This is a genomic window from Streptomyces sp. 130 (assembly GCF_007096885.1).
Taxonomy (GTDB): Bacteria; Actinomycetota; Actinomycetes; order Streptomycetales; family Streptomycetaceae; genus Streptomyces.
Genome location: NZ_VJNO01000031.1, coordinates 1 through 19,392 on the forward strand (window position 1 = coordinate 1; position 19,392 = coordinate 19,392).

The window sequence follows — 19,392 nt, forward strand, 5'->3', positions numbered from 1 at the left end:
GGGGGGGGGGGCGCGGCCCCGGGCGGGGGGGGGGGGGGGGGGGGGGGGGGGGGGGGGGGGCGGGGCGTGCTCCCCCCCGGGGGGGGGGGGGGGGCCCCGGGGGGCCGGGGGGGGGCCCGGGTTGGGGGCGGGGGGGGGGGGGGACCAGGCCCGCCGTGGGCGCGCCCCCACCCGCCCCCGCTCCCTACTCGCCCTTCAACAGCCCCGCCCGCCGCAACGCGTCGGCCATCGCCCCACTGGCCGGAGCCGCCGCAGGCGCGGACCGGCCGCCGCCACGGGACTGCCGGCCGCCCGTCCCCCCCCCCTGCCGGGGCCGGGGCGGCCGCCCGCCCCGCGCACCCCCGGCCGAACCCCCGCGGCCCCCGGCCGCCCCCGCCCCGGCCCCCGCCTCGTCGTCCACGCGCAGCGTCAACGAGATCCGCTTCCGCGGGATGTCGCCCTCCATCACCTTCACCCGCACCACATCCCCCGGCTTCACCACATCCCGGGGGTCCTTCACGAACGACCGCGACATCGCCGACACGTGCACCAGTCCGTCCTGGTGCACCCCCACGTCCACGAACGCCCCGAACGCGGCGACGTTCGTCACGACGCCCTCCAGCACCATGCCGGGCTCCAGGGCGCCGATCTTCTCGACGCCCTCCTTGAAGGTGGCCGTCTTGAAGGCGGGGCGCGGGTCGCGCCCCGGCTTCTCCAGCTCCTTCAGGATGTCGCTCACCGTCGGCAGCCCGAACTTCTCGGACACGAAGTCATCGGCCCGAAGCGACCGCAGGAGACCGGTGTTGCCGATCAGCGCGGCCACGTCCCCACCGGTCTTCTTCACCATCGCCCGCACCACCGGATACGCCTCCGGGTGCACGCTCGACGCGTCGAGCGGGTCGTCGCCGCGAATGCGGAGGAAGCCCGCGCACTGCTCGTACGCCTTCGGACCCAGCCGGGGGACATCCTTCAGGCTCCGACGGGTCCGGAACGGCCCGTTCGCGTCGCGGTGCGCCACGATGTTCTCGGCGAGTCCCGAACCGATGCCGGAGACCCGGGAGAGCAGCGGCGCGGACGCGGTGTTGACGTCGACGCCCACACCGTTCACGCAGTCCTCCACGACCGCGTCCAGCGACCGCGAGAGCTTCACCTCGGACAGGTCGTGCTGGTACTGCCCGACCCCGATCGACTTCGGGTCGATCTTCACCAGCTCGGCCAGCGGGTCCTGGAGCCGGCGCGCGATCGAGACGGCACCGCGCAACGAGACGTCCATGCCGGGGAGTTCCTGCGAGGCGAACGCCGAGGCCGAGTACACCGAGGCGCCCGCCTCCGAGACCATCACCTTGGTCAGCTTCAGCTCAGGATGCTTCGCGCACAGCTCACCGGCCAGCTTGTCCGTCTCCCGGGACGCCGTGCCGTTGCCGATGGCGATCAGCTCGACCCGGTGCTCCCGGGCCAGCCGTTCCAGCGTGGCGAGCGACTGGTCCCACTTGTTGGCCGGGACGTGCGGGTGGATGACGTCGGTCGCGACGACCTTGCCGGTCGCGTCCACGACGGCGACCTTCACCCCGGTACGGAAACCGGGGTCGAGCCCCAGCGTCGCCCGGGTCCCGGCCGGCGCGGCGAGCAGCAGATCGCGCAGGTTCGACGCGAAGACGCGTACCGCCTCGTCCTCCGCCGCCGTGCGCAGCCGCAGCCGCAGGTCGATGCCGAGGTGCACCAGGATGCGGGTCCGCCAGGCCCACCGCACGGTGTCGGCCAGCCACTTGTCGCCGGGGCGCCCCCGGTCGGCCACGCCGAAGCGCCGGGCGACCATGTTCTCGTAACTGGACGGGCCGGGCGCCTCGGACGGCTCCTCCGGCTCCAGGACCAGGTCGAGCACGTCCTCCTTCTCGCCCCGCAGCATCGCCAGGACCCGGTGCGAGGGCAGCGCGGTGAACGGCTCCGCGAAGTCGAAGTAGTCCGCGAACTTGGCGCCCGCCTCCTCCTTGCCCTCCCGCACCCGGGCCACCAGCCGCCCGCGCGTCCACATGCGCTCGCGCAGCTCGCCGATCAGGTCGGCGTCCTCCGAGAAGCGCTCGGTGAGGATGGCGCGGGCGCCCTCCAGGGCCGCCGCCGGGTCCGCGACGCCCTTGTCCGCGTCCACGAAGGCCGCCGCCGCGGCGAGCGGTTCGACCGAGGGGTCGGCGAGCAGTCCGGAGGCGAGGGGTTCGAGGCCGGCCTCCCGGGCGATCTGCGCCTTCGTCCGCCGCTTCGGCTTGAACGGGAGGTAGATGTCCTCCAGACGCGCCTTCGTGTCGGCGGTCCGGATGCGCGCCTCCAGCGCCTCGTCCAGCTTGCCCTGCTCCCGTACGGATTCGAGGACCGCCGTCCGGCGCTCCTCCAGCTCCCTCAGATACCGCAGCCGTTCCTCGAGCGTGCGCAGCTGCGCGTCGTCGAGCATCTCGGTCGCTTCCTTGCGGTAGCGCGCGATGAACGGCACGGTGGACCCGCCGTCGAGCAGCTCGACGGCCGCCTTCACCTGCCGCTCGCGTACGCCGAGCTCCTCGGCGATCCTGCCTTCGATGGACGTCGTCACGGTTCTACCGACTCGCCTTCTCCTGCTGGCTGTGCTGGTCGGGCCCTGGCCGCCCATCGGACGGTCCCGGAGCCACACGCCCTGCATTGTGCCGGGTGGCCGGGCGCCGTGTCGCCCGGCCACCCCAGGAAGCGGCCGCGGTTTTCCCGGTCAGCCCGTCGCGCTCGCCGGGAAGGCGCCCGCCGCCGCGGCCGTGGCGAGGAAGCCGCGCCCCAGCTCGGTCAGCCGGGCCACACCCGGGCCGCCCAGGTGTTCGTACGGGCCGAGGTCCATCCGGTCCGTGGTCTCCTCCAGCTCCTTGCGCAGCGCGGCACCCTCCTCGGTCAGCTCGCCCTCCGCCGTGAGCAGCCCGCGCCCGCGCAGCCGCTCCGACGCGTCCTCCCAGTCGGAGCGCCGCCAGCCCCGGCTGGCCAGAATCCAGCGGATGGCCATGCCCTTGCCGGTCGCGGTGTGGCTGACCAGCGCTTCGAGCGGGTCGAGCTCCGCGGTGAGGAGCGCGGCGAGATGGGCGTCGCCCCGGTGCTCGCGGAGCAGTCCCGCCGCGTGCCAGTACGCCAGGTGCGGTTCCTCGGGCACCGGCAGACCGGCGTGCGCCGCGTACAGCGGCCGGGCGTGCCGGGTGCAGCCCTCCGCGGCGCGCAGGGCGAGCCGCGCGGCCTCGGCCATCTCGGGGGAGGCGATGATCTCCTCGCCGAGCAGCCGGCGCAGCGTCGCGTCGGCGGCGCGCAGCCGCGCGTCCAGGACCTTCGCGGGCGAAGCGGTGTCCCAGACCGCGGGCACGTGCCGCGCCACGAGCGCGTGGTTGAAGTTGTAGAAGGCCGCGGTCACCGTGTCCGCCCCGACCGCGCCCATCGCGGCGGCACGGGTGGCGAAGTAGGCGGCGGACGGGTCGTCGATCCCGATCCCGCCGAGCTCCTTGCCGAGGTCGGGGGAGAAGTAGAGCGAGGAGTGCAACGGGTTCAGGGCGTTGTGGCAACGCCGCCCGGCACGGGGCGGGAGAGTACTCATACCCGCACGTTACCGACTGGTTGGTACGGGCCGGAACCCCCTGGCGCACATGAGCTGTGCCGAGCGCCGATCCGTTCTCGCCGCCCTCTGCGAACGGCACCCGGCGCCTCGACGGCACCGGCCCGGCGGAGGTCTTCCGGCGCGGCGCCACCCCGCACGGGCCGGCGGGGCCGGAGCCGCTTCATCCCTCAGTGGGCGCGGCCCGCCAGGTGAACCGGGGCGCGCGGCGTTCCAGGAAGGCGGCGACCCCCTCAGCGGTGTCGCCGCCGCTCCTCGCCTGCCCGGCCCAGTGCTCGTCCCGGTCCTCGCGGCCGGCCGCGCACTCCGTGGCGGCGGCCGGAGTCAGCCGGGCCCGGGACAGCAGGGTGCGTACGTAGGCGGCGACCCGCTCGTCCAGCCCGTCGGCCGGCAGCACCTCGTCCACCAGGCCCGTCCGCAGGGCCCGCTCCGTGCCGATCAGCTCCCCGGAGAACAGCAGGTGCTTGGCCGTCGCCGGGCCCGTGAGGGCGACGAGACGGCGGGTCGACGACGCCGGGTAGACGACGCCCAGCTTGGCCGGGGTGACTCCGAAGAGGGCGCCCTCGGCCGCGAAGCGCAGATCGCAGGCGGCGGCGAGCTGGCTCCCGCCGCCCACGCAGTAGCCGCGGACCGCCGCGAGCGTCGGCAGCGGGAACGCGGCCAGCGCCTCCTCGGCCGCCACGGCCAGGCTCTGCGGATCGCTCCCGGGGGCGCGGAGCGAGGAGATGTCGGCGCCCGCGCAGAAGGTGTCGCCCGCCCCCGTCAGGACCAGGGCGCCCACGGAAGGATCGGCGGCCAGCTTGTCGAGCACGACCGGGAGCGCCTCCCACATGGCGGCCGTCATCGCGTTGCGCTTGGCGGGGTTGCTGATGACGACGGTGGCGAAGCCGTCCGCGACGGTGTGCTCCAGCCGGGGTTCCGTACGGTCCATGGCCGGATGCTATCCGCACGCCGCTCCGGGCCGTCTTCGGGCCGCTCGGACCCCGGGCGGACGACGCCGGGAACGGACGGGGGAGAAGGAACAGGAGAGAAGGAACAGGGGGCAAGGAACGGACCCGCTTACCCAGGACAGTCGGAAGCGGTCCGAAAGTTGGCGCTCTCGCGCGAAATGAAGCCGAGTCCGGTCAATAGGGATCGTCTTGTGTTCAGTAGCACAGACCGGAGCAACCTCGCCCGCCACCCTGTAATCGACGTGAAGTCACTTCGAGTGGAGAGCGGGTACCGGACTATGGAGAGCCGCGGGAGCACCCCCGCCCGGCCCGTGCCGTACGAAGGGGTCTGGCGGTTCACCGCTCCGGCCTCGGACGTCTCCGTACCCCGGGCCCGGCACGCCGTGCGCGATCTGCTCAAGCGCCAGAACGTGCCGATCGAGGACGACATCACCCAGGGCCTGCTGCTCATCGTCTCCGAGCTGGTCACCAACGCCGTCAAGCACGCGGCGCTGCTCTCGCCCGAGCTCGCCGTGGAGGTGGCCGTGGGCGAGGACTGGGTCAGGGTGTCCGTCGAGGACAACCACCCGTACCGCCCGACCGCCCTGGAGACCGACTACGCCCAGACCGGCGGCCGGGGCCTGCTGCTGGTCCGCGAGATCACCCGGGAAGCGGGCGGCACCTGCGACGTCGAGCACACCGCGGGCGGCGGCAAGGTCATCTGGGCGGCCCTGCCGCTGCGCACCGCCCTCTGACCCCTCCGCCGCCGCACCGGACCTACCAGCCGGCGCCGTCCCCGGTCAGCTCGCGGATCGCCGGACGCGCGGCGTCCAGCACGGTCATGAACCACGCGGAGAACGGCTCGCGGGCATGCCGCTCGGCCAGCTCCGCCGCCGTGACGAAGGCCGTCCGGCCGACCTCCTCCGGATCGGGCCGCAGCCGCTCCTGCGCGAGGCCCACGAAGAGGTGGTTGAACTCCTGCTCCACCAGACCCGACGCCGGGTCCGGGTGGTTGTAGCGGACGGTGCCCGCCGCGGCCAGCAGCGAGGGCGAGATCCCCAGCTCCTCGTACGTACGCCGGGCGGCGGCGGCGAAAGGCGCCTCACCGGGGTAGGGGTGGCCGCAGCACGTGTTGGACCAGACACCGGGGGAGTGGTACTTGCCCAGGGCGCGCTGCTGGAGCAGCAGCCGGCCCTGCTCGTCGAAGAGGAACACGGAGAACGCGCGGTGCAACTGGCCCGGTGCCCGGTGGGCGGCGAGCTTCTCCGCCGTGCCGATGGTGATGCCGTTCTCATCGACCAGTTCGAGCATGATCGCTTCCGCTGTGCCGTTCGACGAGGTGTTCGCCGCGGTGACTGGTGTGGTCGGCATACCCATCCTTCGCTGTGGTCCCGGCCCCGTGCAGCCGGTCCCGTCGAGTCTGCTCAAGTCTGCCGTACAAAAGCGGCTTGTCCGTACTCGAGGGCTCTGGCATGTCCGCCCGCACACGTCCGCAAAACCCTACACCTCGGACCGCGGCCGTCCCGGGGCTCAGTGGCAGAGCCTCGCCTCGTGCTCCGCGTGCCCGCTGGGCTCCAGCTGGAAGGTGCAGTGCTCCACGTCGAAGTGGTCGCCGAGGCAGCCCTGGAGCTCGTGCAGCAGCTTCTCGTGGCCGATCGAGTCGAGCAGGTCCTGCTGCACCACCACATGGGCGGAGAGGACCGGCATCCCCGAGGTGATCGTCCAGGCGTGCAGATCGTGGACGTCGAGCACCCCGGGCAGCGCCGTGATGTGGTCGCGTACCTCCCCCATGTCGACGCCCGGGGGCGCCGCCTCCAGGAGCACGTTCAGCGTCTCGCGCAGCAGCCGCACCGTGCGCGGCACGATCATGAGCCCGATGACCAGCGAGGCGATGGGGTCAGCGGCCTGCCAGCCGGTCGCCATGACGATGCCCGCCGAGACCAGCACGGTCACCGAGCCCAGGGTGTCCGCCAGCACCTCCAGATAGGCGCCGCGCACATTGAGGCTGTCTCGCTGCCCGCGGGTCAGCAGCGACAGCGACACCGCGTTCGCGACGAGGCCCACCAGGGCGAAGGCGATCGTGAGCCCGCCCCGGGTCTCCGCCGGGTCGATGAAGCGCTCCACGGCCTCGAAGAGCAGATAGCCGCCCACCCCGAGCAGCAGGCAGCAGTTGGCCAGGGCGGCCAGGATCTCCGCCCGGGCGTAGCCGAAGGTGCGGTTCGGGCCGGCCGGCCGGTTGGCGAAATGGATCGCCAGCAGCGCGAGCCCCAGCCCCAGGGAGTCGGTCGCCATATGGGCCGCGTCGGCGATCAGCGCCAGGGAGCCCGACAGCACACCGCCGACGATCTCCATGACCGTCACGGCCAGGGTGATGCAGAGCGCGATGCGCAGCCGCCCCTTGTGCGCGGCGGCCGCCGTGCCGGTCAGCGCCGGCCCGTGCGCGTGTCCGTGGTCGTGCCCAGCCCCCATGGGGACGCCTCCCGGTCGTCTCGCGGACCCGGGCTTCCGGCCCGGGCCCTGCCAGTCAACTACGGGTGGGGGGTATCGGGCAACACGGCACTGAACACCGTTGTCATTGGCCCTGACCTGCAAAAACGTACGCAGGTCAGGGCCTTGGCGCGGCGAGGAGCCACCCGCCTTTGTCAGGCGGGGCGGCCATCGACAATGATGATCGCGGACGGAGCGCGTGGTCCGGCTCCGCCCGGAACGGAGCGCGAACGGGCAGTGAACTCGCGCTTCCGTTCATCCGATAGCCTCTGCCGACATGCCGCCGGCCGCTTCTGGCCGCACTGTCGCGCGCCGATCCGTGTCAGCACCCAAGGAGTGAGTTCGTCTGTCGACCGCCATTCTCACAGGTGCTCCGCTGCCCGGATCGTCGCTGGAGGACGATCTGCGGTCGCTGGGCTTCGACGTCCGGGCAGCCGCCGACGTCACCGAAGCGGCCACCCTGCTGGCCGCCGTCCCGGCGGCCCACCGCGTCGCCCTGGTCGACCCCCGCTTCGTCGGCCACCGCCACGCCCTGCGGCTCGCCCTGACCGACCCCCGCTTCCCCGCGGCGGCCGTGCCCGGCGCCCTCACCGCACAGGCCGAGGCGCGCCCCGCCCTGGTCGACGCCCTGCGCGCCACCACCGACGCGGTCGGCGCCGGAGTGCCCGCGGGCGGTAGCGCCACCGTCACCGACCGCACGGTGCCCGGCAGGCTCGCCGCGGCCATGGAAGCCGGGGGCACCGGGGTGCAGCGCCCCGAGCTGGGCTCGCTCGTCGCCACCGTGCCCACCGACGAGACGGCCCGCGCCGCCGCCCGCTCGGACGTCGAGGCCGTGGACGACGAGGCGGTCCGGCTGCGCAGCGCGGTGAAGGCCCGCGACGGCTTCGTCACCACCCACTTCGTCAGCCCGTACTCGCGCTACATCGCCCGCTGGTGCGCGCGCCGGGGGCTCACCCCGAACCAGGTCACCACCGCGTCCCTGCTCACCGCGCTCATAGCGGCCGGCTGCGCGGCCACCGGCACCCGCGGCGGCTACGTGGCCGCGGGCATCCTGCTGCTGCTCTCCTTCGTCCTGGACTGCACCGACGGGCAGCTCGCCCGCTACTCGCTGCAGTACTCCACGATGGGCGCCTGGCTGGACGCCACCTTCGACCGCGCCAAGGAGTACGCCTACTACGCGGGGCTCGCCCTCGGCGCGGCCCGCAACGGCGACGACGTCTGGGCGCTGGCCCTCGGCGCGATGGTCCTCCAGTCCTGCCGCCACATCATCGACTTCTCGTTCAACGAGGCCAACCACGACGCGGTGGCGAACAGCAGCCCCACGGCCGCCCTCTCCGACAAGCTCGACAGCGTCGGCTGGACGGTCTGGCTCCGCCGCATGATCGTGCTCCCGATCGGCGAGCGCTGGGCGATGATCGCCGTCCTCACCGCGGTCACCACCCCGCGCGTCGTCTTCTACGCCCTGCTCATCGGCTGCGCCTTCGCCGCCTGCTACACCACGGCCGGCCGCCTCCTGCGCTCCCTGACCCGCAAGGCCCGGCGCACCGACCGCGCCGCCCAGGCCCTCGCCGACCTCGCGGACTCCGGCCCGCTCGCCCAGCTGATCGCCGCCCGCGGGCCGAGGATCGGCGGCGCCTGGACCGCCCCCGCGGTCGCGCTGGTCGGCACCGGCGCGCTGATCGCCGCCGCGCTCCAGCAGCCCTTCGGCAGCCGGCAGACGATCATCGCCGCCGCCTTCTACGCCATCTGCTCCGGCATCGCCGTGGCCCGCCCCCTCAAGGGCGCCCTCGACTGGCTCGTGCCCCCGGTCTTCCGGGCCGCCGAATACTGCACGGTCCTGATCCTGGCCGCCCGCAGCGACATCGACGGGGCGCTCCCCGCGGCCTTCGGACTGGTCTCGGCCGTCGCCTACCATCACTACGACACGGTGTACCGCATCCGCGGCGGCACCGGCGCCCCGCCCCAGTGGCTGGTGCGCACGATCGGCGGACACGAGGGCCGGACCCTGGTCGTGGCCGTGCTCGCCGCCGCACTCACCGGAGCCTCCGGCTTCACCACGGCGCTCACCGTGCTCGCCGTGGCCGTGGCAGTGATCGTGCTGGTGGAGTCCATCCGCTTCTGGGTGTCCTCCGGGGCGCCCGCCGTTCACGACGAAGGAGAACCCGCATGATCGGCCTCGTACTGGCAGCCGGCGCAGGACGGCGCCTGCGCCCCTACACCGACACGCTGCCCAAGGCGCTCGTGCCGGTGGACGGCGACAGGACGATCCTCGACCTCACGCTGGCCAACTTCGCCGAGATCGGGCTCACCGAGGTCGCGATCGTCGTCGGCTACCGCAAGGAGGCCGTCTACGCCCGCAAGGAGGAGCTGGAGGCCGCCTACGGCCTGAAGCTGACCCTCGTGGACAACGACAAGGCCGAGGAGTGGAACAACGCCTACTCCCTGTGGTGCGCCCGCGACGTGCTGAAGCGCGGCGTGCTCCTCGCCAACGGCGACACCGTGCACCCGGTCTCCGTCGAGAAGACCCTGCTCGCGGCGCGTGGTGACGGCAAGAAGATCGTCCTGGCCCTCGACACGGTGAAGAACCTCGCCGACGAGGAGATGAAGGTCGTCGCCGAGGACGGCGCGGGCGTGCGCAGGATCACCAAGCTGATGGACCCGGCCGAGGCCACCGGCGAGTACATCGGCGTCACGCTCATCGAGGCCGAGGCGGCCGAGGAGCTGGCCGACGCGCTGAAGGCCACCTTCGAGCGCGACCCGGACCTCTACTACGAGGACGGCTACCAGGAGCTCGTCAACCGCGGCTTCACGGTGGACGTCGCCCCCATCGGTGACGTGAGCTGGGTCGAGATCGACAACCACGACGACCTCGCGAAGGGCCGGGAGATCGCGTGCCGGTACTGACCCGACTCATCCCGTCCCCGGTCTTCGTCGACATCAGCCGGGGCGCCATGCACGATCTGGCCGGCCTCCTCGCCGACCAGCGGATCTCCGCCTCCGGCAAGCTCGCCATCGCGATCAGCGGCGGCTCCGGGCTCGCCCTGCGCGAGAAGCTGGCCCCGGCCCTGCCGGGCGCCGACTGGTACCGCGTCGCCGGCGGCAACATCGATGCGGCGGTGCAACTGGCCGACGACATCAAGGGCAAGCGCTACGACGCCGTGGTCGGCCTCGGCGGCGGCAAGATCATCGACGTGGCGAAGTACGCCGCGGCCCGGGTCGGCCTGCCGCTGGTCTCGGTCGCCACGAACCTCGCCCACGACGGCCTCTGCTCGCCCGTCGCCACCCTGGACAACGACAACGGCCGGGGCTCCTACGGCGTCCCGATGCCCATCGCCATGGTGATCGACCTGTCGGTGATCCGCAGCGCCCCCGACCGCTTCGTACGGTCCGGCATCGGCGACGCGATCTCCAACATCTCCGCCATCGCCGACTGGGAGCTCTCGCACCAGGTCAACGGCGAACAGATCGACGGACTCGCCGCCGCCATGGCCCGTACCGCCGGCGAAGCCGTCCTGCGCCACCCCGGCACCGTCGCCGACGACGAGTTCCTCACCGTCCTCGCCGAGTCGCTGGTGCTCTCCGGCATCGCCATCTCGATCAGCGGCGACACCCGGCCCTCGTCCGGCGCCTGCCACGAGATCAGCCACGCCTTCGACCTGCTCTTCCCGAAGCGGGCCGCCAGCCACGGCGAGCAGGTCGGTCTCGGCGCCGCCTTCGCCATGCACCTGCGGGGCGCCGTGGACGAGTCGGGCCTCTTCGCCGAGGTACTGCGCAGGCACGGCCTGCCGGTCACGCCCGAGGAGATCGGCTTCACCGCCGACGAATTCGTCCAGGCCGTCGAGTACGCCCCCCAGACCCGCCCGGGACGCTTCACGGTCCTGGAACACCTCAGCCTCTCCACCGACCAGATCAGGGACGCGTACGCCGACTATGCCAAGACCATCAGTAGCTGAACTCCGCCCGGTCGTTCACCCGCCGGGGGTCAAGGACCGGCGCAGCGGTGAACACTGGGCGGGCCGGATATACATGCGCGAGGTCTCCCTGCGCATCGACCGGTACCTGGTGAACACCAGGGTCACGCCCAACCAGCTGACCTACCTGATGACGCTGGCCGGTGTGCTGGCCGCCCCCGCGCTGCTCGTCCCGGGCATCTGGGGCGCGGTGCTCGGCGTCGTCATGGTCCAGCTGTACCTGCTGCTCGACTGCGTGGACGGCGAGATCGCGCGCTGGAAGAAGCAGTTCTCGCTCGGCGGCGTCTACCTGGACCGGGTCGGCGCCTACCTGTGCGACGCGGCCGTGCTCGTCGGCTTCGGCCTGCGCGCCGCCGACCTGTGGGGCACCGGCCGCATCGACTGGCTGTGGGCCTTCCTCGGCACGCTCGCCGGGCTCGGGGCGATCCTGATCAAGGCCGAGACGGACCTGGTCGGCGTCGCCCGGCACCAGGGCGGGCTGCCGCCGGTCAAGGAGTCCGCGTCCGAGCCTCGCTCCTCCGGCATGGCGTTCGCCCGCCGGGCCGCCGGTGCGCTCAAGTTCCACCGGCTCATCCTGTGCGTCGAGGCGTCCCTGGTCATCCTGGTCGCCGCGGTCCTGGACGAGGTGCGGGACGACTTCTTCTTCAGCCGTCTCGCGGTCGCGGTCCTGGCGGGCATCGCCCTGCTCCAGACCCTGCTGCACCTCGTGTCGGTCCTGGCATCGAGCAGGCTGAAGTGAGCACACCCATGAAACTCGGCGCGGTCATCATCACCATGGGCAACCGCCCGGCCGAGCTGCGCGCCCTGCTCGACTCGGTCGCCGCCCAGGAGGGCGACCGGATCGAGGTGGTCGTGGTCGGCAACGGCTCGCCCGTCCCCGACGTCCCCCCGGGCGTCCGCACCGTCGAACTGCCCGAGAACCTCGGCATCCCCGGCGGCCGGAACGTCGGCATCGAGGCGTTCGGGCCCTCCGGCGCCGACGTGGACGCCCTGCTCTTCCTCGACGACGACGGGCTGCTGCCCCTCACCGACACCGCGGAGCTGTGCCGGAAGGCGTTCGCCGAGGACCCCCGCCTCGGCATCATCAGCTTCCGCATCGCGGACCCGGAGACCGGGGTCACCCAGCGCCGGCACGTGCCGAGGCTGCGCGCCGCCGACCCGATGCGCTCGTCCCGCGTGACGACGTTCCTGGGCGGCGCCAACGCGGTGCGTACCCGGGTGCTGGCCGAGGTCGGCCCGCTGCCGGGCGACTTCTTCTACGCGCACGAGGAGACGGATCTGGCCTGGCGGGCGCTGGACGCCGGGTGGCTGATCGACTACCGCGCGGACATGGTGCTGCACCACCCCACCACGGCCCCGTCCCGCCATGCCGTCTACCACCGCATGGTGGCCCGCAACCGGGTCTGGCTGGCCCGGCGCAACCTCCCCGCGCCCCTCGTCCCGGTGTACCTCGGGGTGTGGATGCTGCTGACCCTGCTGCGCAGGCCGTCCGGCGAGGCGCTGAAGGCGTGGTTCGGCGGCTTCAGGGAGGGCTGGCGTACGCCCTGCGGGCCGCGCCGCCCGATGAAGTGGCGTACGGTGTGGCGACTGACCAGGCTGGGCCGCCCCCCGGTCATCTGAGAGGCTCCCCTCTGGGAGCATGAGGCCGTATTTTTCTTGTCGGGACCTGTCCGCCCTGAGCCGCGCCCGCGACTGGCTGCGCATTTCGAATACGAGAGTTTCTTCTGGTGAGTGACACAACCCATGGTGGCGCGGTTGCGGTGAGCAGCCCGCCATCAGCCGACGACGGCCTGAGCGCGGCCGAGCTGGCCGCCAAGTACGGCCTTGCGGTCAGCGGTGCCCGGCCCGGACTCCTCGAGTACGTGCGCCAGCTCCAGGGGCGGCGCCATTTCATCCTGGCGTTCTCCCGGGCGAAGCTGACCGCCCAGTACAGCCAGGCGAAGCTGGGCCAGCTGTGGCAGGTGGCGACCCCGCTCCTGAACGCGGCGGTCTACTTCCTCATCTTCGGGCTGATCCTCGGCACGAAGAAGGGGATACCGCAGGAGGTCTTCATCCCGTTCCTGGTGACGGGGGTCTTCGTCTTCACCTTCACGCAGAGCTCCGTGATGGCCGGCGTCCGCGCGATCTCCGGGAACCTCGGCCTGGTCAGGGCCCTGCACTTCCCGCGCGCCTCGCTGCCGATCTCCTTCTCGCTCCAGCAGCTCCAGCAGCTGCTGTACTCGATGGTCGTGCTGATCGCGGTCACCGTCGGATTCGGCAGCTACCCGCGGCTCTCCTGGCTGCTGGTGATCCCCGCCCTGGCGATGCAGTTCTTCTTCAACACCGGACTGGCGCTCGCCATGGCCAGGATGGGCGCCAAGACCCCGGACCTGGCGCAGCTCATGCCGTTCGTCATGCGCACCTGGATGTACGCGTCCGGGGTCATGTTCTCCATCCCGGTGATGCTCGCGGACAAGCCGGCCTGGATCACCGACGTGCTCCAGTACAACCCGGCGGCCATCTACATGGACCTGGTCAGGTTCGCCCTGATCGACGGATACGGCTCCGAGAACCTGCCGGACCACGTCTGGGCGGTCGCCCTCGCCTGGTCGATCGTGGTGGGCATCGTGGGCTTCGTGTACTTCTGGAAGGCAGAGGAACGGTACGGCCGTGGCTGACGACAACACCGCAGGGCGCGTCCCCACCGTGATCGCCGACGACGTGCACATCGTGTACCGGGTCAACGGCGGCGGCGGAGGCAAGGGCAGCGCCACCGCCGCCCTGAGCCGGATCATGCGCCGCGAGAAGGGCGAGGCACGCGGGGTGCGCAAGGTGCACGCCGTGCGCGGAGTCACCTTCACCGCCTACCGGGGCGAGGCGATCGGCCTCATCGGGACGAACGGCTCCGGCAAGTCCACGCTGCTCCGCGCCATCGCGGGGCTCCTGCCGACGGAGAGCGGCAGCGTCTACACGGACGGCCAGCCGTCGCTGCTGGGCGTCAACGCGGCGCTGATGAGCGACCTGACCGGCGAGCGCAACGTGGTGCTCGGCGGTCTGGCGATGGGCATGAGCCGCGAGGAGATCCGCGAGCGCTACGACGACATCGTGGAGTTCTCCGGCATCAACGACAAGGGCGACTTCATCACCCTGCCGATGCGCACCTACTCCTCCGGCATGGCCGCCCGCCTCCGCTTCTCCATCGCGGCGGCCAAGAACCACGACGTCCTCATGATCGACGAGGCGCTGGCGACCGGTGACCGCAAGTTCCAGATCCGCTCCGAGGCGCGCATCCGGGAGCTGCGCAAGGAGGCCGGGACGGTCTTCCTGGTCAGCCACAGCAACAAGTCGATCCGGGACACCTGCAACCGGGTGCTGTGGCTGGAGAAGGGCGAGCTCCTGATGGACGGCCCGACCGAGGAGGTCCTGCGGGCCTACGAACGGGAGACCGGCAAGTAGGACGCCCGCGTCGCACGGCACACGGCCCCCGCCGGACCCCTCCGGCGGGGGCCGCGCCATGTCCGGACCGTGGACCGGAGTCCGGACATCCGCGCCTCGTCGTACGGCGGCCGTCGCGATCTCCTACCGCCGGATGACGTGAACGCGCTCCGCCGGGTGGAAAGTTGACGCGGGCCCCGGGGCCCGGGCCACGCGGCCCGTACCCCGGCGTTTGGATGAGCGTTGTACAACGTAAGCTGTACCGGTGCTGATTCGCCGCAAGTGGGGCGATACCGCCTGGGGGACGGCCGGGAGCCGTCCTCGGCACTCGGCAGGGCGGGCGGCGTGTCCGGAATGGGGTATTTTGGGTCAGCAGTGTAGAACGGGAGTTGTGACGGCTATGACGGAAGATCTCCCGCTCCGAGGTGCTCACGCCGTCCCCGCGCAGGGCGGTCCGCAGTGACCCCAACCCGGCAGACGCGGCCCGCTACCGCCGCATCCGGAACCCTGGACAAGGCAGCCCACGAGAACTTCCCGGTCGCTCCCTTCTTCCTGCCGCGCGCCTGGCGCGACGACCTGATGGCCGTCTACGGCTTCGCCCGGCTCGTGGACGACATCGGCGACGGCGACCTCGCCCCCGGCGGCGCCGACGCGGCGTACCTCGGACTCGACCCGGCCGGCGGCGACGACCGGCTCGCGATGCTCGACGCGCTCGAGAGCGATCTGCACCGCGTCTTCGCGACCACCGGCGAGACCCCGCACCACCCGTTGATGCGGGCGCTGCGCCCGACCGCCCGGCGCCGCGCGCTCACCCCCGAGCCGTTCATCGGTCTCATCGAGGCCAACCGGCAGGACCAGAAGGTCCGCCGCTACGGCACGTACGAGGAACTGCTCGCCTACTGCGAGCTCTCCGCCAACCCCGTCGGCCGCCTCGTCCTCCAGCTCACCGGCACCGCGAGCCCCGAACGGCTGCGCCGCTCCGACGCCGTCTGCACCGCCCTGCAGATCGTGGAGCACCTCCAGGACGTCGCCGAGGACCTCGGCCGCGACCGCGTCTACCTTCCGGCCGAGGACATGGCCCGGTTCCACGTCGGCGAGGCCGACCTCGCGGCGCCCACCGCGAACGCGTCGGTCCGCTCCCTGATCGCGTACGAAGCGGAACGCGCCCGGGAGCTGCTGAATGAAGGCACCCCCCTGGTGGGTAGCGTCCACGGCAGGCTCAGGCTGCTTCTCGCCGGATTCGTGGGAGGAGGACGCGCCGCCCTCACCGCGATCGCGGCCGCCGGATTCGACGTACTGCCCGGACCGCCCGGACCCACCAAGCCCAGCCTGCTGCGCGAAGTGGGAGTTGTCTTGCGAGAAGCGCGTAGAGAGGGGTGAGCCGGACCGTGGAGGGACAGACGGCATACATGTCGGCACCGGTGCAGGCCGCTTACAGTTACTGCGAGGCGGTCACCGGACAGCAGGCGCGCAACTTCGCGTACGGCATCAGGCTGCTGCCGGCGGAGAAGCGGCAGGCCATGTCCGCCCTGTACGCCTTCTCCCGTCGTGTGGACGACATCGGTGACGGCGAACTGGAGCCGGAGACCAAGCGCGTCCGCCTGGAGAGCACCCGCACCCTGCTCGACCGCGTCCGGTCCGGCAAGGTCGAGGAGGACGACACCGACCCGGTCGCCGTCGCGCTCGCCGACGCCGCCCGCAGGTTCCCGCTGCCGCTCGAAGGGCTCGACGAGCTCATCGACGGCGTCCTGATGGACGTGGACGGCGCCGTCTACGAGACCTGGGACGACCTCAAGGCCTACTGCCGGTGCGTCGCGGGCGCCATCGGGCGCCTGAGCCTCGGGGTCTTCGGTACGGAGCCGGGCGCCCCCGGCGCCGAGCGCGCCCCGGAGTACGCCGACACGCTCGGCCTCGCCCTCCAGCTGACGAACATCCTGCGCGACGTCCGCGAGGACGCGGGCAACGGACGCACCTACCTGCCCGCCGACGACCTCGCCAAGTTCGGCTGCTCCGCGGGCTTCCAGCGGGCCACCCCGCCGCCCGGCTCCGACTTCGCCGGCCTCGTCCACTTCGAGGTCCGGCGCGCCCGCGCCCTGTTCGCCGAGGGCTACCGGCTGCTGCCGATGCTCGACCGGCGCAGCGGCGCCTGCGTGGCGGCCATGGCCGGCATCTACCGCAGGCTCCTCGATCGCATCGAACGCGACCCCGAGGCGGTGCTGCGCGGCCGGGTCTCGCTCCCCGGCCACGAGAAGGCGTACGTCGCGGTGCGCGGCCTGTCCGGTCTCGACGCCCGGCACATCTCGCGACGCACCGCCCGAGGGCGTGTCTGAATGCGCCTCAGGTACATCGCGCGCACCATGTGCATCGTGAACGAACGCGGCGGACGGTGGGCAACCCCCGGCCGGGCCGCCGCGTCCCTGTCTGGGCAGGACCGATCCGAACAGGCCCGATGGGCGAGCAGCCGGCGAGAGGGGAACGCATGAAGGACGACACCCCGCGCTCGTCCCGCGCGGTCGTGGTCGGCGGTGGAATCGCCGGTGTCACGGCGGCGCTGCGGCTGGCCGACGCCGGGCTTGACGTGACCCTGCTCGAAGGGCGGCCCCGGCTCGGCGGGCTGGCCTTCTCCTTCCGCCGCGGCGAGCTGACCGTCGACAACGGCCAGCACGTCTACCTGCGCTGCTGCACCGCCTACCGCTGGTTCCTCGACCGGGTCGACGGCGCCCGCCTGGCCCCGCTGCAAAACCGTTTGGACGTACCCGTTCTGGACGTCGGACGACCCGCGGGCCCCCGGCTCGGACGGCTGCGCCGCAACGCCCTGCCGGTCCCGCTGCACCTCGCCGCCGGCCTCGCCGGCTACCCCCACCTGTCGCTCGCCGAACGCGCCTCGGTCGCCCGCGCCGCGCTCGCGCTCGGCCGGCTCGACCCGGACGACCCCGCCCTCGACGCCGAGGACTTCGGCAGCTGGCTCGCCCGTCACGGCCAGTCGCCGCGGACCGTCGAGGCGCTGTGGGACCTCGTCGGCGTCGCCACCCTCAACGCCACCGCTCCCAACGCCTCGCTCGGGCTCGCCGCGAAGGTCTTCAAGACCGGGCTGCTCTCCGAACCGGGCGCCGCCGACATCGGCTGGGCCGCCGTACCGCTCGGGGACATCCACGACACGATGAGCCGCAAGGCCCTGGACTCCGCCGGTGTCCGCACCGAACTGCGCACCAAGGCCCACGGCCTCGCACGCGCCGAGGACGGGCACTGGGTGGTCGACACCGGCGCCGAACGGATCGAGGCGGAGACCGTCGTCCTGGCCGTACCGCAGCGCGAGACCCACGCCCTGCTGCCCGAGGGCGCGCTCGACGCCCCGGACGAGCTGCTGGAGATCGGTACGTCCCCGATCCTCAACGTGCACGTCGTCTACGACCGCAAGGTGCTGAAGCGGCCCTTCTTCGCCGCGCTCGGCTCCCCGGTCCAGTGGGTCTTCGACCGCACCGGGGCATCCGGCCTCACCGGCCCCGGGCAGTACCTCGCGGTCTCCCAGTCCGCGGCCGGCGACGAGATCGACCTGCCCGTCGCCGAACTGCGCGCCCGCTACCTGCCCGAACTGGAACGGCTGCTGCCCGCCGCCCGGGGCGCCGGCATCCGGGACTTCTTCGTCACCCGCGAGCGCACCGCGACCTTCGCGCCCGCGCCCGGCGTCGGCCGGCTGCGCCCCGGGACGCTCACCCGCGCCCCCGGACTCTTCCTGGCAGGCGCCTGGACCGCCACCGGCTGGCCCGCCACGATGGAGGGCGCGGTCCGCAGTGGCGCGGGTGCCGCGGACGCCGCGCTCCTGGCGCTCGGCCGCCCCCACGAACATCCGCTGCAGGAGGCGGCATGAGCAGTACCACCGGAACAAGAGGAGAGTCAGTGACCCCGGCGAATCCGGCTTCCGACACCGTGGCGGACACCACGGACGTCACCGCGCTTCTGGAGCGCGGACGGGCCCTTTCCACGCCGGTGCTCCGGGCCGCCGTCGACCGGCTCGCACCGCCCATGGACACCGTGGCCGCCTATCACTTCGGCTGGATCGATGCCCAGGGCAGGCCCGCCGACGGTGACGGCGGCAAGGCCGTCCGCCCGGCGCTGGCCCTGCTGTCCGCCGAGGCGGCCGGCGCCGCGGCCGAGGCCGGAATCCCCGGCGCCGTCGCCGTCGAGCTCGTGCACAACTTCTCGCTGCTGCACGACGACCTGATGGACGGCGACGAGCAGCGGCGCCACCGCGACACCGTATGGAAGGTGCACGGTCCCGCCCAGGCCATCCTGGTCGGCGACGCGCTGTTCGCGCTGGCCTACGACATACTGCTGGAGCTCGGCACGGTCGAGGCGGGCCGCGCGGCCCGGCGGCTGACCACGGCGACCCGCAAGCTCATCGACGGGCAGGCCCAGGACATCTCCTACGAGCACCGCGAGAGCGTCTCCGTCGAGGAGTGCCTGGAGATGGAGGGCAACAAGACCGGCGCCCTCCTCGCCTGCGCCTGCTCCATCGGCGCGGTGCTCGGCGGCGCCGACGACCGCACGGCCGACGTCCTGGAGGCGTACGGCCACCACCTCGGGCTCGCCTTCCAGGCGGTCGACGACCTCCTCGGCATCTGGGGCGACCCCGAGTCCACCGGCAAGCAGACGTGGAGCGATCTGCGCCAGCGCAAGAAGTCCCTGCCGGTCGTCGCCGCACTCGCCGCGGGCGGACCGGCCTCCGAGCGCCTCGGTGAGCTGCTCGCCGCCGACGCCAAGAGCAGCGACTTCGAAAGCTTCTCCGAAGAGGAGTTCGCCGCCCGTGCGGCGCTCATCGAGGAGGCGGGCGGTCGCGAGTGGACCGCCCAGGAGGCGCGTCGTCAGCATGCGGTCGCCATAGAGGTGCTGCACGGTGTCGACATGCCGGAACCCGTGCGGGCGCAGCTCACGGCGCTCGCGGACTTCGTCGTCGTACGAAAGAGATGATCACCATCTGGTCCATATGACTCGCAGTCGCCGGCCGGTG

The 19,392-nt window shown here is 72.5% G+C and carries 17 protein-coding genes; 12 read left to right on the forward strand and 5 right to left on the reverse strand.

Annotated elements, in window-relative coordinates; translation table 11 throughout:
• Positions 1 to 184: 184 nt before the first annotated feature.
• The 3 genes from FKN01_RS23395 to FKN01_RS23405 all read right to left on the reverse strand — a co-directional run bounded on the left by FKN01_RS23395 (position 185) and on the right by FKN01_RS23405 (position 4,514).
• Positions 185 to 2,557, reverse strand: a complete 2,373-nt coding sequence (locus FKN01_RS23395) for a Tex family protein (RefSeq protein WP_143623742.1) — start codon at positions 2,555 to 2,557, stop codon at positions 185 to 187.
• 150 nt (positions 2,558 to 2,707) lie between these two features.
• On the reverse strand, positions 2,708 to 3,565 hold the full coding sequence (locus FKN01_RS23400; RefSeq protein ID WP_143623744.1) for an SCO6745 family protein: 858 nt from the start codon (positions 3,563 to 3,565) through the stop codon (positions 2,708 to 2,710).
• 181 nt (positions 3,566 to 3,746) lie between these two features.
• A complete protein-coding gene (locus FKN01_RS23405; protein WP_143623745.1) occupies positions 3,747 to 4,514 on the reverse strand; it encodes an enoyl-CoA hydratase/isomerase family protein in 768 nt (255 codons plus the stop codon).
• A gap of 297 nt (positions 4,515 to 4,811) precedes the next feature.
• On the opposite strand from FKN01_RS23405, the gene FKN01_RS23410 reads away from it, so the two are divergent.
• Positions 4,812 to 5,267 (forward strand): ATP-binding protein, encoded by a 456-nt coding sequence (locus FKN01_RS23410; protein WP_143623747.1) that lies wholly within the window; start codon positions 4,812 to 4,814, stop codon positions 5,265 to 5,267.
• 22 nt (positions 5,268 to 5,289) lie between these two features.
• Here the strand turns inward: FKN01_RS23410 and idi are convergent, their stop codons facing one another.
• The gene (gene idi, locus FKN01_RS23415) at positions 5,290 to 5,883 is read right to left on the reverse strand and encodes an isopentenyl-diphosphate Delta-isomerase (protein ID WP_143623749.1); all 594 of its coding nucleotides are present in this window, start codon (positions 5,881 to 5,883) and stop codon (positions 5,290 to 5,292) included.
• 159 nt (positions 5,884 to 6,042) lie between these two features.
• Entirely contained in the window at positions 6,043 to 6,981 is a 939-nt protein-coding gene (locus FKN01_RS23420) for a cation diffusion facilitator family transporter (protein ID WP_143623751.1), read from the reverse strand.
• Between the two features lie 364 nt (positions 6,982 to 7,345).
• On the opposite strand from FKN01_RS23420, the gene FKN01_RS23425 reads away from it, so the two are divergent.
• From FKN01_RS23425 to FKN01_RS23475, 11 genes are all read left to right on the forward strand, one after another.
• Positions 7,346 to 9,169, forward strand: coding sequence for a DUF5941 domain-containing protein (locus FKN01_RS23425; protein ID WP_143623753.1), 1,824 nt, complete (start codon positions 7,346 to 7,348; stop codon positions 9,167 to 9,169).
• Positions 9,166 to 9,903, forward strand: coding sequence for a sugar phosphate nucleotidyltransferase (locus FKN01_RS23430; RefSeq protein WP_143623755.1), 738 nt, complete (start codon positions 9,166 to 9,168; stop codon positions 9,901 to 9,903). The genes FKN01_RS23425 and FKN01_RS23430 overlap by 4 nt, the downstream gene beginning before the upstream one ends.
• Complete coding sequence (locus FKN01_RS23435; protein ID WP_143623757.1) at positions 9,891 to 10,952, forward strand: iron-containing alcohol dehydrogenase family protein; 1,062 nt, start codon at positions 9,891 to 9,893, stop codon at positions 10,950 to 10,952. Before FKN01_RS23430 ends, FKN01_RS23435 begins: the two co-directional genes overlap by 13 nt.
• Positions 10,930 to 11,709 (forward strand): CDP-alcohol phosphatidyltransferase family protein, encoded by a 780-nt coding sequence (locus FKN01_RS23440; protein ID WP_143623759.1) that lies wholly within the window; start codon positions 10,930 to 10,932, stop codon positions 11,707 to 11,709. Before FKN01_RS23435 ends, FKN01_RS23440 begins: the two co-directional genes overlap by 23 nt.
• Positions 11,710 to 11,717: 8 nt before the next feature.
• The gene (locus tag FKN01_RS23445; RefSeq protein ID WP_185992960.1) at positions 11,718 to 12,590 is read left to right on the forward strand and encodes a glycosyltransferase family 2 protein; all 873 of its coding nucleotides are present in this window, start codon (positions 11,718 to 11,720) and stop codon (positions 12,588 to 12,590) included.
• Between the two features lie 107 nt (positions 12,591 to 12,697).
• Positions 12,698 to 13,627 (forward strand): ABC transporter permease, encoded by a 930-nt coding sequence (locus FKN01_RS23450; RefSeq protein ID WP_143623763.1) that lies wholly within the window; start codon positions 12,698 to 12,700, stop codon positions 13,625 to 13,627.
• A complete protein-coding gene (locus tag FKN01_RS23455) occupies positions 13,620 to 14,405 on the forward strand; it encodes an ABC transporter ATP-binding protein (RefSeq protein WP_143623765.1) in 786 nt (261 codons plus the stop codon). Before FKN01_RS23450 ends, FKN01_RS23455 begins: the two co-directional genes overlap by 8 nt.
• A 438-nt stretch (positions 14,406 to 14,843) precedes the next feature.
• The gene (gene hpnC, locus FKN01_RS23460; protein WP_143623767.1) at positions 14,844 to 15,764 is read left to right on the forward strand and encodes a squalene synthase HpnC; all 921 of its coding nucleotides are present in this window, start codon (positions 14,844 to 14,846) and stop codon (positions 15,762 to 15,764) included.
• A gap of 29 nt (positions 15,765 to 15,793) precedes the next feature.
• The gene (hpnD, locus tag FKN01_RS23465) at positions 15,794 to 16,714 is read left to right on the forward strand and encodes a presqualene diphosphate synthase HpnD (protein WP_185992957.1); all 921 of its coding nucleotides are present in this window, start codon (positions 15,794 to 15,796) and stop codon (positions 16,712 to 16,714) included.
• A 149-nt stretch (positions 16,715 to 16,863) separates the two neighbouring features.
• A complete protein-coding gene (hpnE, locus tag FKN01_RS23470; RefSeq protein ID WP_143623771.1) occupies positions 16,864 to 18,252 on the forward strand; it encodes a hydroxysqualene dehydroxylase HpnE in 1,389 nt (462 codons plus the stop codon).
• Positions 18,249 to 19,352: a polyprenyl synthetase family protein gene (locus FKN01_RS23475; RefSeq protein ID WP_185992958.1), complete on the forward strand. Its 1,104-nt coding sequence runs from the start codon at positions 18,249 to 18,251 to the stop codon at positions 19,350 to 19,352. The genes hpnE and FKN01_RS23475 overlap by 4 nt, the downstream gene beginning before the upstream one ends.
• Positions 19,353 to 19,392: the final 40 nt, after the last annotated feature.

Excerpts from the sequence above, each read along its gene's own strand:
- FKN01_RS23400 (WP_143623744.1), bottom strand. The coding sequence starts at position 3,565 with ATGAGTACTCTCCCGCCCCGTGCCGGGCGGCGTTGCCACAACGCCCTG.
- FKN01_RS23405 (WP_143623745.1), bottom strand. The coding sequence starts at position 4,514 with ATGGACCGTACGGAACCCCGGCTGGAGCACACCGTCGCGGACGGCTTC.
- FKN01_RS23410 (WP_143623747.1), top strand. The coding sequence starts at position 4,812 with ATGGAGAGCCGCGGGAGCACCCCCGCCCGGCCCGTGCCGTACGAAGGG.
- idi (WP_143623749.1), bottom strand. The coding sequence starts at position 5,883 with ATGCCGACCACACCAGTCACCGCGGCGAACACCTCGTCGAACGGCACA.
- FKN01_RS23420 (WP_143623751.1), bottom strand. The coding sequence starts at position 6,981 with ATGGGGGCTGGGCACGACCACGGACACGCGCACGGGCCGGCGCTGACC.
- FKN01_RS23430 (WP_143623755.1), top strand. The coding sequence starts at position 9,166 with ATGATCGGCCTCGTACTGGCAGCCGGCGCAGGACGGCGCCTGCGCCCC.
- FKN01_RS23440 (WP_143623759.1), top strand. The coding sequence starts at position 10,930 with ATGCCAAGACCATCAGTAGCTGAACTCCGCCCGGTCGTTCACCCGCCG.
- FKN01_RS23445 (WP_185992960.1), top strand. The coding sequence starts at position 11,718 with ATGAAACTCGGCGCGGTCATCATCACCATGGGCAACCGCCCGGCCGAG.
- hpnD (WP_185992957.1), top strand. The coding sequence starts at position 15,794 with ATGTCGGCACCGGTGCAGGCCGCTTACAGTTACTGCGAGGCGGTCACC.
- hpnE (WP_143623771.1), top strand. The coding sequence starts at position 16,864 with ATGAAGGACGACACCCCGCGCTCGTCCCGCGCGGTCGTGGTCGGCGGT.
- FKN01_RS23475 (WP_185992958.1), top strand. The coding sequence starts at position 18,249 with ATGAGCAGTACCACCGGAACAAGAGGAGAGTCAGTGACCCCGGCGAAT.